The 12,456-nt window shown below is 73.4% G+C and carries 13 protein-coding genes; 12 read left to right on the top strand and 1 reads right to left on the bottom strand.

Going from position 1 to position 12,456, the window contains the following annotated elements:
• Positions 1-7: 7 nt before the first annotated feature.
• The 10 genes from coaD (at position 8) to F4692_RS00220 (ending at position 7,619) form a co-directional block, all read left to right on the top strand.
• On the top strand, positions 8-493 hold the full coding sequence (coaD, locus tag F4692_RS00265; protein ID WP_179617668.1) for a pantetheine-phosphate adenylyltransferase: 486 nt from the start codon (positions 8-10) through the stop codon (positions 491-493).
• Positions 494-562: 69 nt separating this feature from the next.
• Positions 563-1,156 (top strand): YceD family protein, encoded by a 594-nt coding sequence (locus F4692_RS00260; protein ID WP_179617667.1) that lies wholly within the window; start codon positions 563-565, stop codon positions 1,154-1,156.
• Positions 1,157-1,214: 58 nt separating this feature from the next.
• Complete coding sequence (rpmF, locus tag F4692_RS00255; protein ID WP_179617666.1) at positions 1,215-1,400, top strand: 50S ribosomal protein L32; 186 nt, start codon at positions 1,215-1,217, stop codon at positions 1,398-1,400.
• A complete protein-coding gene (gene rnc, locus F4692_RS00250) occupies positions 1,346-2,146 on the top strand; it encodes a ribonuclease III (protein WP_475115477.1) in 801 nt (266 codons plus the stop codon). Before rpmF ends, rnc begins: the two co-directional genes overlap by 55 nt.
• A 2-nt stretch (positions 2,147-2,148) precedes the next feature.
• Positions 2,149-3,021, top strand: coding sequence for a bifunctional DNA-formamidopyrimidine glycosylase/DNA-(apurinic or apyrimidinic site) lyase (gene mutM / locus F4692_RS00245; RefSeq protein ID WP_179617664.1), 873 nt, complete (start codon positions 2,149-2,151; stop codon positions 3,019-3,021).
• A gap of 106 nt (positions 3,022-3,127) precedes the next feature.
• Complete coding sequence (locus F4692_RS00240) at positions 3,128-3,319, top strand: hypothetical protein (protein WP_179617663.1); 192 nt, start codon at positions 3,128-3,130, stop codon at positions 3,317-3,319.
• Positions 3,320-3,378: 59 nt separating this feature from the next.
• Positions 3,379-4,620, top strand: a complete 1,242-nt coding sequence (locus F4692_RS00235) for an MFS transporter (protein ID WP_308645087.1) — start codon at positions 3,379-3,381, stop codon at positions 4,618-4,620.
• 36 nt (positions 4,621-4,656) lie between these two features.
• Entirely contained in the window at positions 4,657-6,018 is a 1,362-nt protein-coding gene (locus tag F4692_RS00230) for an FAD-binding oxidoreductase (protein WP_179617661.1), read from the top strand.
• A gap of 28 nt (positions 6,019-6,046) precedes the next feature.
• A complete protein-coding gene (locus tag F4692_RS00225) occupies positions 6,047-7,153 on the top strand; it encodes a pyridoxal-phosphate-dependent aminotransferase family protein (protein WP_179617660.1) in 1,107 nt (368 codons plus the stop codon).
• A complete protein-coding gene (locus tag F4692_RS00220) occupies positions 7,146-7,619 on the top strand; it encodes a GNAT family N-acetyltransferase (RefSeq protein WP_179617659.1) in 474 nt (157 codons plus the stop codon). Before F4692_RS00225 ends, F4692_RS00220 begins: the two co-directional genes overlap by 8 nt.
• A gap of 23 nt (positions 7,620-7,642) precedes the next feature.
• Here the strand turns inward: F4692_RS00220 and F4692_RS00215 are convergent, their stop codons facing one another.
• Positions 7,643-8,272: a hypothetical protein gene (locus F4692_RS00215; protein WP_179617658.1), complete on the bottom strand. Its 630-nt coding sequence runs from the start codon at positions 8,270-8,272 to the stop codon at positions 7,643-7,645.
• 126 nt (positions 8,273-8,398) lie between these two features.
• On the opposite strand from F4692_RS00215, the gene smc reads away from it, so the two are divergent.
• Both smc and F4692_RS00205 read left to right on the top strand, forming a co-directional pair.
• Positions 8,399-11,953, top strand: coding sequence for a chromosome segregation protein SMC (gene smc / locus F4692_RS00210; protein WP_179617657.1), 3,555 nt, complete (start codon positions 8,399-8,401; stop codon positions 11,951-11,953).
• On the top strand, positions 11,950-12,402 hold the full coding sequence (locus F4692_RS00205) for an acyl-CoA thioesterase (RefSeq protein ID WP_179617656.1): 453 nt from the start codon (positions 11,950-11,952) through the stop codon (positions 12,400-12,402). Before smc ends, F4692_RS00205 begins: the two co-directional genes overlap by 4 nt.
• Positions 12,403-12,456 lie beyond the last annotated feature (54 nt).

The following is a 12,456-nucleotide window of genomic DNA, read 5'->3' as shown; positions in this document are numbered from 1 at the left end:
GACGCCCGTGCGCCGCGCAGTCTGCCCCGGGTCCTTCGACCCCGTGACCAACGGCCACCTCGACATCGTCGGCCGGGCCGCCCGGCTCTTCGACGAGGTCGTCGTCGCGACCGGCGTGAACGCCTCGAAGAACCGGCTGTTCACCCCCGACGAGCGCATCGCGATGCTGGAGCAGGCCACGGCCCACCTCCCCAACGTGCGGGTCTCCGGGTTCGACGGGCTGATCGTCGACTTCTGCCGCGAGGTCAAGGCGGTGGCGATCGTGAAGGGCCTGCGCGGCGCGGGTGACTACGAGTACGAGCTCCCGATGGCGCAGATGAACTCCCACCTCACCGACGTGGAGACCGTCTTCCTCCCGGGAGCGGTCGGCAACGCGTTCGTCTCCTCGAGCCTGGTCAAGGAGGTCGCGGCCCTCGGCGGCGACGTCCGGGGGCTGCTCCCCGAGGCGGTGCGCGAGCAGCTCGTGGCACGCCTCGCCGAGCGCTCCGCCTGACCCCGACCGCCACGGTTTTGCCCCGTGGTGGGGCGCCGGATACGATTCCGAGGTTGTGTTGGTGTCCAGATGTGGGAGTTCGCAGTGAACAGCCTGGACCCGAGGGCGCCGCTCGTGCTTGACACTCGCGAGCTCGGCCGCCGCCCGGGGTCCCAGCGTGAGCTGGACCTCTCCGTCCCGGCACCGGCAGAACTTGGGATCGAAGTCCTCTCTGTCCCCGAAGGTTCGCCGGTCGAGCTCGACCTGCGGCTGGAGGCGGTCATGGAGGGCGTGCTGCTCACGGGCACGGCCACGGCCAGGCTCGAGGGGGAGTGCGTACGGTGCCTGGAGCCGATCGAGGACGAGATCCACGCGACGCTGCAGGAGCTCTACGTCTACCCCGACCAGCACGACAAGGCCGCGGAGCACGACGACCGTGACCTCGACGACGAGACCAGCCGGCTCGAGGACGACCTGATCGACCTCGAGCCCCTGCTGCGGGACGCGGTGGTGCTCGCACTACCCTTCCAGCCGCTGTGCATGGACGATTGCCCCGGGTTGTGCACCGAGTGCGGTGCCCGGCTCGCGGACGACCCGGACCACACGCACGAGGCGCCGATCGACCCGCGCTGGGCAGGACTCCAGCAGCTCGCAGCAGAACCCCAGCACGACCCCCAGGACTGACCACGCCGCCGGGAATCCCCGGTGCGCACGCAAGCAGAGCCCACGTAGGAGACACACCATGGCTGTTCCGAAGCGGAAGATGTCGCGCAGCAACACGCGTCACCGCCGTTCGCAGTGGAAGGCCGTCGCGCCGACCCTCGCGACGTGCGCCAACCCCGCCTGCGGTGCCAAGCACCTCCCGCACCGTGCGTGCGGCCAGTGCGGCCAGTACGGCGCCAAGGCCGACCGTCGCCAGGTCCTCTGAGCGACCCCCGTCCTCTGAGCACTGACGAGCTCCGCGCAGCGCTCGGTGATCCGGTCCTGGATCCCGAGCTGCTGCAGCGCGCCCTGACGCACCGGTCGTACGCCTACGAGAACGGGCAGATCCCCACCAACGAGCGCCTCGAGTTCCTCGGGGACTCGGTGCTCGGCGTCGTGGTGACCGAGACGCTCTACCGCGCGCACCCGGACTTCTCCGAGGGCCGGCTGGCCAAGCTGCGTGCGGCGGTCGTCAACGCCCGCGCGCTGGCCGACGTGGCCCGCCAGATCGGCCTCGGCCAGCACATCAAGCTCGGTCGCGGCGAGGAGACGACCGGTGGCCGCGACAAGGCGTCGATCCTCTCCGACACCGTCGAGGCGGTCATCGGCGCGATCCACCTCAGCGGCGGCATCACCGAGGCCGCCAAGGTGGTGCACCGGCTCTTCGACCCGGTGATGGAGGCCGCCGCGTCGATGGGCGCCGGCCTCGACTGGAAGACCTCCCTGCAGGAGCTGTCGGCCGACCTCGGCCTCGGCGTCCCGGAGTACCTCATCGAGGACGACGGACCCGACCACATGAAGACCTTCGTCGCGCGCGTCCGCGTCGGCGAGCAGGTCCTCGGCAACGGCACCGGCCGCTCCAAGAAGGAGGCCGAGCAGGGCGCCGCCGAGACGGCGTACCGCGAGATCAAGGCCGCCCAGCCCGCCGCCGACCAGCCCGAGCAGCTCGACCAGGCCCCGGCCGACGCCTGACGGTGCCCGAGCTCCCTGAGGTCGAGGTCGTCCGCGCCGGCCTCGAGCGCCACGTCGTCGGCAGCACCATCGCGACCGTCGAGGTGCTGCACCCGCGACCCGTGCGCCGCGACGGACGCGGTGCCAGTGGCTTCGCGGCCGCGCTCGTCGGCCAGCGCATCACGGGCGTACGCCGTCGCGGCAAGTACTTCTGGCTCGCCCTCGCCGACGGTGACGCGCTCCTGGGCCACCTCGGGATGAGCGGGCAGATGCTGCTGCACGAGCCGGGCGCCCCCGACGAGCGGCACCTGCGCGTGCGCTTCGGCCTCCGCACCCCCGACGGCCCGTCCGGTCCGGGACGCCCGATGGAGATGAGGTTCGTCGACCAGCGCATGTTCGGCGGACTGGCCGTGTCCGCCGGGGGCGCAGACCTCCCGAGCGAGATCGCGCACATCGCGCGCGACCCGATCGACCCCGCGTTCGACGACGCCGAGTTCGTACGGCGGGCGCGCCGGCGTACGTCCGCGATCAAGCGCCTGCTGCTCGACCAGGGACTGATCTCCGGCGTCGGCAACATCTACGCCGACGAGGCGCTGTGGCGCGCGAGGCTGCACGGCGAGCGGCCGGGGGACCGGCTCACGGGCCCGGTGCTGCGCGGCCTGCTCGGCCACGTCCGCGACGTGATGGGCGAGGCGCTGGCGCAGGGCGGCACGTCCTTCGACGCGCTCTACGTCAACGTCAACGGGGAGTCGGGCTACTTCGACCGCTCGCTGGACGCGTACGGCCAGGAGGGCAGGCCGTGCCGCCGGTGCGGCACGCCGATCCGGCGGGTGGCGTTCATGAACCGCTCGTCGTTCTTCTGCCCGCGGTGCCAGCGGCCCCCGCACCGTCGCTGACCTCCCCGTCGGATTGACCTGGCCGCCACCCCGGTGGGACTCTTGGAGACGGCCGCTCCGCCGGTCTCCCGGTCCGCCTCTCGAGAATTGTCTGGAAGGTCTCCCCATGGCCAAGGCGCTGATGGGTCACGTCAACAGCGACGCACGGACGACGGCGGTCCTCGCCGTCGAGAACCACCGGCTCCGCCGTCGTGTCGAGGACCTCGAGTCGCTCGTTCTGCGGCTGCAGGCCGACAACGACCGGCTGGCCGCGGCGGTCCGCGACGGTCGGCCGGCCGAGGACCTGCAGCCCGCCTGACCCCCTGCGGTAATCGGGTGCGCCGCGCCGCGCCCCGCACGTAGGGTCTCCTGCTTGTGGTGAGACTGCTCGAGACCGTCCTGCCGGAGCGCCTGGGACGGGGCTTCCGGTGGCTGGTCGCCTCCTCGTGGTCCACCAACCTCGGCGACGGCCTCCTGCTCGCGGCCGGGCCGCTGCTGGTCGCGTCGCAGACCCGCGACCCCCTCCTCGTCGCCTCCGCCGCCGTCGCGCTGCAGCTGCCGTGGCTCGTCGTCGGCCTCTACGCCGGCGCGCTGGCCGACCGGCTGGACCGGCGGCTGGTGATCATGGTCGCCAACGGGGCGCGGGCCCTCGTCCTCGCGCTGCTCTGCACGGTGATCGTGACCGGGCACGTCAACATCGCGATGGTCCTCGCGGCCCTGGTCGCGCTCGGGACCGCCGAGGTGTTCTCCGACGCCACGGGCGGCACCCTGGTCCCGATGCTGGTCGACAAGAAGGACCTCGGCATCGCCAACGCCCGCATCATGGCCGGCGGCGTCACCGCCAACCAGCTCGTCGGCCCCGCCTTCGGGGCGCTGCTCTTCTCCGTCGCGATGGCGCTGCCGTTCCTGCTGACCACGCTCTTCGTGCTGATGGGCGTCGTGCTGATCTCGCGCATCGGCACCGCCCCGGGCGCCGTGCGCGGGGACGTCGACACGCACGTGCGGCAGGACATCGCCGAGGGGGTGCGGTGGCTGCTCGGCAACCCGCCCGTACGCACGCTCGCGCTGACGATCGTCGTCTTCAATGTGACGTGGGCGGCGCCCTGGTCGGTGCTGGTGCTGTGGTCGCTCGAGCGGGTCGGGATCGACGAGGCCGGCTTCGGCCTGCTCACCACCGCGTCCGCGATCGGCGGCCTCGTCGGCACCTTCTCCTACGGCTTCTTCGAGAAGCGGGTCCGGCTCGCGACCCTCATGCGCGCCTGCCTGCTCGCCGAGGTGCTCTTCCACCTCGCGATGGCGCTCACCACCTCGGCGTGGGTGGCGTACCCCCTCATGTTCTTCTTCGGTGCGTACGCCTTCGTGTGGGGCACGCTCTCCAACGCGGTGCGCCAGCGCGCCGTGCCGACCGAGTTCCAGGGCCGGGTCGGCTCCGTCTACATGATCTGCGTGATGGGCGGCATGCTCGTCGGCTCGCTGCTCGGCGGCCTCATCGCCGGCCAGTGGGGCCTGACCGCCCCGTGGTGGTTCGCGTTCGGCGGCGCCGGCATCATCCTCGCGCTCGTGTGGCGACAGCTGGCCCACATCGCCCACGCCGACGAGGTGGCGGCTGCCGCCGCGTGAGCGCCCCAGGCTCGGCGGGAGTGGTTCGATGGGCGGATGGAAGCACTCGCCGAGCTCGTCGACGCCCTGCCCGCCGGAGTCGTGGCCACCGACCCGGCCACCGTCGAGAACTACCGCCACGACTGGGCGCGGGACACGAGCGCCGGGACGCCCGTCGCCGTCGTGCGGGCCGAGCACGCCGGCCACGTCCAGGCCGCGGTGCGCTGGGCGGCCGCGCACCGGGTGCCGGTCGTCCCGCGCGGGGCGGGCTCCGGGCTGTCGGGCGGCGCGAGCGCGGTCGACGGCGGCATCGTGCTCAGCCTCGAGCGGATGCGCGCGATCGAGATCGACCCCGACTGCCAGGTCGCGGTGGTCGAGCCGGGGGCGCTCAACGCCGAGGTCAAGGCCGCCTCGCACGAGCACGGCCTGTGGTACCCGCCGGACCCGTCCTCCTTCCAGATCTGCTCGATCGGCGGCAACGTCGCGACCAACGCCGGCGGCCTGTGCTGCGTGAAGTACGGCGTGACCACCGACTACGTGCTCGGGCTCGACGTGGTGCTGGCCGACGGCACCCTGGTCACGCTCGGGGGCAAGCGCATCAAGGACGTCGCGGGGCTCTCGCTGCTGAAGCTCTTCGTCGGGTCGGAGGGCACCCTCGGGATCGTGACCCGGGCGATCCTGCGGCTGGTACCGGTCCCGCTGCCGCCCGCCACGCTGGTCGCGTCGTTCCCGTCCGTGGTCTCCGCCGCCGAGGCCGTGGTGGCCGTACGCCGCACGTTGCGCCCGTCGATGATGGAGCTGATGGACCGCGCGTCGATCAACGCCGTCGAGGACTTCTCCCCGCGCGGCCTCGACCGCGCCGCCGGCGCGCTGCTCGTCGTCCAGTCGGACGCTCCGGGCGACGCCCGGGTCGCCGAGATCGCCGCCGTCGAGGCCGCCTGCGTCGCCGCGGGCGCGAGCGAGGTCGTCGTCACCGACGACCCGGCGGAGGGCGAGATGTTCGTCGAGGCGCGACGGATGGCGTTCCCCGCCGTCGAGGCGCGCGGCGCCCTGCTGCTCGAGGACGTCGGGGCGCCCGTGCCGCTGCTCCCCGACCTCCTGGCGGCTGTCACCGCGATCGCCCGTCAGCACGACGTGGAGATCCCCACGGTCGCGCACGCGGGCGACGGCAACACCCACCCGATCATCGTCTACGACGCCGCGGACGCGGACTCCGCGCGTCGTGCGCGGGCCGCCTTCGACGACATCCTGCGCGCCGCGATCCGGCTCGGCGGGACGATCACCGGCGAGCACGGCGTCGGGCGTACGAAGAAGGCAGCGCTGCCCGAGCAGCTCGGTGGCGACGTGATGGCGCTCAGCCGCCGGGTGAAGGACGCCCTCGACCCCGACGGCATCCTCAACCCCGGCGCGGTCCTGTGAGGTGACCGGGTCGTCTAGGTTCGGACCCATGATCCGCGAGCGCCACCTCTTCGGTCCCGGTCCGTCGAACCCCTACCCGGAGGCCACCCGCGCCCTCGCGGAGCCGCTGCTCGGCCACCTCGACCCGGAGTTCCTGCGGATCATGGACGAGACGTGCGAGATGCTCCGGACCGTGTGGGGCACGTCGAACGCCCGCACCCTCCCGCTGAGCGCCACCGGGTCGGCCGGGATGGAGGCCGCGTTCGTCAACACGGTCCACCCCGGCGACGTGGTGGTCGTGGCGGTGAACGGACTGTTCGGGCAGCGGATGACCGACGTGGCCGCGCGCTGCGGCGCCGAGGTGGTCGCCGTCGAGCACGACTGGGGGCAGCCGGTCGACGTCGACCGCGTCCTCACCGCGCACCCCGCGCCCGCGATCGTCGCCGCCGTGCACGCCGAGACCTCGACGGGCGTCCGCTCCGACATCGCCGCCCTCGGGGCCGGCCTCCGCTCGCAGGGCTCGGACGCGCTGCTGCTCGTCGACGCGGTCACCTCGATCGCCGGCATCGAGCTGCGCGCCGACGACTGGGGCGTCGACATCGGCTACGCCGGGACCCAGAAGTGCCTCGGGGTCGCGCCCGGCCTGGCCCCCTTCACCATCGACGACCGGGCGTTCGAGCGCCGCGTGGAGAAGCCGCGCTCGTGGTACCTCGACCTCGGCATGCTCGGCGGCTACGTGGGCGAGGCCGGGGTGAAGGGCGGCCAGCGCACCTACCACCACACGGCTCCGACGGCGATGGTCAACAGCCTCCACGGCGGCCTCACCCGCATCCTCGAGGAGGGCCTCGACGCGGTCTGGGCGCGCCACCAGGCGGCCGGCGACGCGCTGCAGGCGGGCCTGCAGGAGATGGGGCTCGAGCTCTTCGCCGCCGAAGGCAGCCGCCTGCCCGAGCTCACCACGGTCAAGGTGCCGGACGGCGTCGACTCCGCGGCCGTCCGCGCGGAGCTCCTCCAGCGCCACGGCATCGAGATCGGCGCCGGCGCGGGGGCGTACGCCTCCAGCGTGTGGCGCATCGGGCTGATGGGGCGCAACGCGCGCCCGGACGCCGTCCTCCTCGTGCTCGCGGCGCTGGAGGACGTGCTCCGCCGTGGCTGACGGACTCTCCCTGCGTCCGATGACGCCCGAGGAGTACGTCGCCTACCGCGCCGTCGCGGAGGACGACTACGCGCAGCACGTGGGCAGGGCTGGTGACCTCGACGCCCACACGGCCGCGCGGCGCGCGTCGGAGGAGTACGACACCCTGCTGCCCGACGGGCTGGCCAGCACCGGTCAGCACCTGTGGACCGCCGTGGTCGCGGGCGAGGCGGTCGGCCTGGGCTGGATCGAGCTGCGGGACCGCGCGTCCGGGACCTCTGCCTGGGTCTACGACGTGCGCGTCGAGGCCGAGCACCGCGGACGGGGCCTGGGGCGTGCCCTGATGCAGTCCCTCCACGCCGCCGCGCACGAGATGGGCGCGGCCTCGGTGGCACTCAACGTCTTCGGGCACAACACGCCTGCGATCGCGCTGTACGAGTCACTCGGCTACACGGTCACCGCGCAGCAGATGCGTCTGGATCTGTGAGGGCCAGCCCGGTCGGGGCCTGCTCAGAGCCGGGTCAGCGCCAGCTCGCCCAGCGCGACGACGCCGTCCTTCGGTGGGCGTACGTCGGTGAAGCTCACGTCGAGCACCGTCACGGTGCGGCCCTGGCGGACCGCCAGGACGCGGCGCCAGTCGGCGAAGCCGCCCTGGAACCAGCCGATGAGCATCCCCGCGGACTGGTCGCCGACCCGGGGCGGGAACCACGCGCGGTTCTTCAACCGGACGTCGCCTCCCTCGCCGTCGTCGGTGTCCACGTCACCCACGCACCGCGTGCTGAAGTGCCGGTAGCGCTGCAGGAGCTCCCGGGCCTCGCGCTCGGTGCGGAACCGGATGACGTGCTGGTCGAGGAGCGCGGCCGACCGGCGGCGCACGTCGGGCGACACGCTGCCGAAGATGCGGTCGGCGCCGCGGACCACCGTGGCCTGGTCCTGGCAGCCGCGCGGTGCGAACAGGGGCGAGCGGGACTCGATGCGGAACGGGTCGCGCAGGTCGGGGTAGACCGTGGTGTAGTCGCTGACCGACAGCAGGTCGGCCTTGCCGAGCGGGGCGGGTGCCGCCGCCCCCGCGGAGGACGGGACCAGCAGGGCGAGGACGCACGTCAGCACGGCGGACGTGACGGCGACGGTGGGGCGCATCCGCTCAGCATGGCGGCGTGCCGCGTCTGTGCGCAACGGGATGCGGGGGCGGCCGGTGTCGTAGGGTGAGCGGCGCTGAGCTTCCCCAATTTTCAGTGGCCATGCCTGAGCGGTGAGGAGCCCCCGGTGTACCTGAAGAGCCTGACCCTGAAGGGGTTCAAGTCCTTCGCGTCCTCGACGACCCTCCAGCTCGAGCCGGGCATCACCTGCATCGTCGGCCCCAACGGGTCGGGCAAGTCCAACGTGGTCGACGCGCTCGCCTGGGTGATGGGCGAGCAGGGTGCCAAGAGCCTGCGCGGCGGCAAGATGGAGGACGTCATCTTCGCCGGTACGTCCGGCCGGCCCCCGCTGGGTCGTGCCGAGGTGCAGCTGACGATCGACAACTCCGACGGCGCGCTGCCGATCGACTACGCCGAGGTCACCATCAGCCGGACGATGTTCCGCAACGGCGGCTCGGAGTACGCCATCAACGGCAACGGCTGCCGCCTCCTCGACGTCCAGGAGCTGTTGAGCGACTCCGGCATCGGCCGCGAGATGCACGTCATCGTCGGCCAGGGCCAGCTCGACTCGATCCTGCACGCCACCCCCGAGGACCGCCGCGGCTTCATCGAGGAGGCCGCGGGCGTCCTCAAGCACCGCAAGCGCAAGGAGAAGGCGCTCCGCAAGCTCGACGCCACCGACGGCAACCTCACGCGCCTGGCCGACCTCCTCTCCGAGATCCGTCGCCAGCTCAAGCCGCTGGGCCGCCAGGCCGAGGTCGCCCGCCAGGCGCAGACGGTGCAGATGGACGTGCGCGACGCGCGCGCCCGGCTCCTCGCCGACGACCTCGTCACCGCCCGGACGTCCCTCGACCAGGAGATGGCCGACGAGACCCTGCTCAAGGAGCGTCGCGAGCAGGTCGAGGGGGAAATCGCCGCCGGGCGCGAGCAGGAGGCGCGTCTCGAGGCCACGCTGCGCGAGGACCTGCCGCGGCTCGCGGCGGCGCAGGAGACGTGGTTCGCCCTGTCCGGCCTGAAGGAGCGGCTGCGCGGCACGGCGTCGCTCGCCGACGAGCGCATCCGCAACGCCGCAGGTGCCGCCGAGGGCGACACGGTCGACTCCGGACGCGACCCCGACGAGCTCGAGGCGCAGGCCGAGCGCGTCCGCGCGCAGGAGGCGGAGATCGCCGCACAGGTCGAGGAGCACCGCAAGGCCCTCGACGCGGCCGTGGTGGCCAAGCGCGCCGCCGAGGACGCCGCCGCCGAGGAGGACAAGAGGATCGCCGGCCTCCAGCGTGCCGCCGCCGACCGCCGTGAGGGCCTCGCCCGGCTGACCGGGCAGGTCAACGCGCTCACGTCGCGCGCCGAGGCGGCCGACGCGGAGATCCAGCGGCTCACCGACGCCCGCGAGGAGGCCGCCGCGCGCGCCGAGCGTGCCCAGCGGGACTTCACCGCCCTCGAGACCCGGGTCGCCGGCCTCGACGCCGGCGAGGAGGGCCTCGACTCCGAGCACGAGGAGGCCGTCGCCGCGCTCGACGAGATCGAGGAGCAGCTCGCCCGGGCCCGCGAGGACGCGCAGCGGGCCGACCGGGAGCGCGCCGGTCTGGTGGCCCGCCGCGACGCCCTCGAGCTCGGTCTCAACCGCAAGGACGGCGCCGGCGCCCTGCTCGCGGCCACCGACACCGTCGACGGCCTGCTGGGCTCCGTCGCCGCCCTCCTCGACGTCGAGCAGGGCTACGAGACGGCCGTCGCCGCGGCCCTGGGCAGTGCCGCCGACGCCGTCGTCGTGTCCGACGCGACCGCGGCCGTCGCCGCGATCGGTCACCTCAAGGACGACGACCTCGGGCGCGCAGGCCTGCTGCTGGGCGGTGCGCCCGCCGACGACCGCGACTGGCCCGGGCTGCCCGACGGTGCGACCTACGCCGTCGACGTGGCGTCGGCCCCCGACGACGTCCGTCCCGCGCTCGTACGGCTCCTGCGCCGGGTCGCCGTGGTCGACGACCTCGCCGCCGCCCGACGCATCGTCGCCGACCTGCCCGACGTCGTCGCCGTGACCCGCGAGGGCGACCTGCTCGGCGCGCACTTCGCCGCCGGCGGCTCGAGCAGCCAGCCGAGCCTCATCGAGATCCAGGCCGCCGTCGACGACGCGAGCGAGAAGCTGGCAGAGGCGACCGCGACCACGGAGCGGCTCGGCTTCGAGATCTCCCGCCTCGACGCCGCCCGCCACGAGGCGCTCAAGCGGGTCGACGTCGCCCTCGCCAAGCTCCACGAGTCCGACGCGACGCTCGCCGCGGTTGCCGAGGAGCTCGGTCAGCACGGCTCGCAGGCCCGCGCCGCCAAGGGCGAGGCGGAGCGCCTCGAGCGTGCGATCGCGACCGCGCGCGAGGCCCGCGAGGCCGATCTCGCCGGGCTCGTCGACCTCGAGGCCCGCCTCGCCGCAGCCCAGGACGTCACCGACGAGGAGCCCGACACCGCGGAGCGGGAGCGCCTCGCCGAGGCCGCCCGCGAGGCGCGCCAGGGCGAGATGGACGCCCGGCTGGGGCTGCGCACGGCCGAGGAGCGCGCCCGGGCCCTCCACGGCCGCGCCGACTCGCTGCTCCGCGCCGCCCAGGCCGAGCGCGACTCACGGGCCCGCGCCGCGGAGCGCCGCGAGCGCCTCGTCCGTGAGGGTCGTGCGGCGCAGGCCGTGGCCAGCGCCGTACGCGTCGTGCTCCAGCAGCTCGAGCGGTCCGTGATGCTGGCGGCCGACGAGCGCGCGGCGGTGGAGGAGTCGCGGCAGGGCAGCGAGCAGCAGCTCATGACCGTGCGGACCACGTTGCGCGACCTGGGCCGTGAGCACGACGAGCTCGTGAGCTCGGTGCACCGCGACGAGATGGCGCGCACCCAGCAGCGCATGCGCATCGAGCAGCTCGAGGAGCGGGCGCTCGAGGAGCTCGGCCTCGACCCCGACGGACTGGTGGCCGACTACGGACCGGGGACGCTCGTCCCGTTCAGCGGCGAGGTGCCCGAGGGGGAGGAGCCGCCCGAGCCCACGCCGTACGTCCGCGAGGAGCAGGTCAAGCGCCTCCGCACGGCCGAGCGCGCGCTGTCCATGCTCGGGCGGGTGAACCCCCTCGCGCTCGAGGAGTTCTCGGCGATGGAGGAGCGGCACAAGTTCCTCACCGAGCAGCTGGAGGACCTCAAGCGCACCCGCAAGGACCTCCTCGACATCGTCCGCGAGGTCGACGCGCGCGTGGAGCAGGTCTTCACCGAGGCGTACGCCGACGTGGAGAAGGCGTTCGACCAGACCTTCGCCCGGCTCTTCCCGGGAGGGGAGGGGCGGCTGGTGCTGACCGACCCGTCCGACATGCTCGCCACCGGCGTGGAGGTGGAGGCCCGCCCGCCCGGCAAGAAGGTCAAGCGGCTCTCGCTGCTCTCCGGCGGCGAACGCTCGCTCGTCGCCGTCGCGTTCCTCGTCGCGCTGTTCAAGGCGCGGCCCTCGCCGTTCTACATCCTCGACGAGGTCGAGGCGGCGCTCGACGACACCAACCTCGGCCGCCTGCTCGAGATCTACGAGGAGCTGCGCGAGAACTCCCAGCTCCTCGTCATCACCCACCAGAAGCGCACCATGGAGGTCGGCGACGCGCTCTACGGCGTGACGATGCGCGGTGACGGCGTCTCCGCGGTCATCAGCCAGCGGCTGCGCGACGCCGAGTCCGCATGACCCGGCCCGAGCGGCCGACCCGCGACGACTACGTCGCGTGGCGCACCGCGACGACGCGCTGGCGCGACGACGACGCCTACGGCCACCTCAACAACGCGACCTACTACGAGCTGTTCGACACCGCGGTCAACGCCTACCTCTACGAGGCCACGGGCGTCGACGTGCGGGCGCTGCCGCAGATCGGGGTCGTCGCCGAGACGGGCTGCCGCTACTTCCGCGAGATCGGCTTCCCCGAGCCGATCGAGATGGGCCTGGTCGTCGACAAGGTCGGGACCAGCTCGATCGTCTACCGCATCGGGCTGTTCCAGGGGCCCTCGGACGAGGCAGCGGCCGAGGGCCGGTTCGTGCACGTCTACGTCGACAACTCCCGCGGCGCCGGGGACCGACCCGTCACCCCGATGCCGGACGTGGTGCGTGCGGCCGTCGTACCTCTCCTCAGAGAGCAGTGACGGTCCTCACCCCGACGCGCCGGTGGGCGGTGGCAGCGCGCTCGTGCCACCGGC

The sequence above is a fragment of the Nocardioides cavernae genome (genome assembly GCF_013410035.1).
Taxonomy (GTDB): Bacteria; Actinomycetota; Actinomycetes; order Propionibacteriales; family Nocardioidaceae; genus Nocardioides; species Nocardioides cavernae_A.
This window is presented reverse-complemented; position numbering and strand designations above follow the sequence as displayed.

Coding starts and splice junctions, on each gene's coding strand:
- rpmF (WP_179617666.1), top strand. CDS start 1,215: ATGGCTGTTCCGAAGCGGAAGATGTCGCGCAGCAACACGCGTCACCGC.
- F4692_RS00215 (WP_179617658.1), bottom strand. CDS start 8,272: ATGCGCCCCACCGTCGCCGTCACGTCCGCCGTGCTGACGTGCGTCCTC.
- F4692_RS00240 (WP_179617663.1), top strand. CDS start 3,128: ATGGCCAAGGCGCTGATGGGTCACGTCAACAGCGACGCACGGACGACG.
- F4692_RS00230 (WP_179617661.1), top strand. CDS start 4,657: ATGGAAGCACTCGCCGAGCTCGTCGACGCCCTGCCCGCCGGAGTCGTG.
- F4692_RS00225 (WP_179617660.1), top strand. CDS start 6,047: ATGATCCGCGAGCGCCACCTCTTCGGTCCCGGTCCGTCGAACCCCTAC.
- F4692_RS00205 (WP_179617656.1), top strand. CDS start 11,950: ATGACCCGGCCCGAGCGGCCGACCCGCGACGACTACGTCGCGTGGCGC.
- F4692_RS00260 (WP_179617667.1), top strand. CDS start 563: ATGTGGGAGTTCGCAGTGAACAGCCTGGACCCGAGGGCGCCGCTCGTG.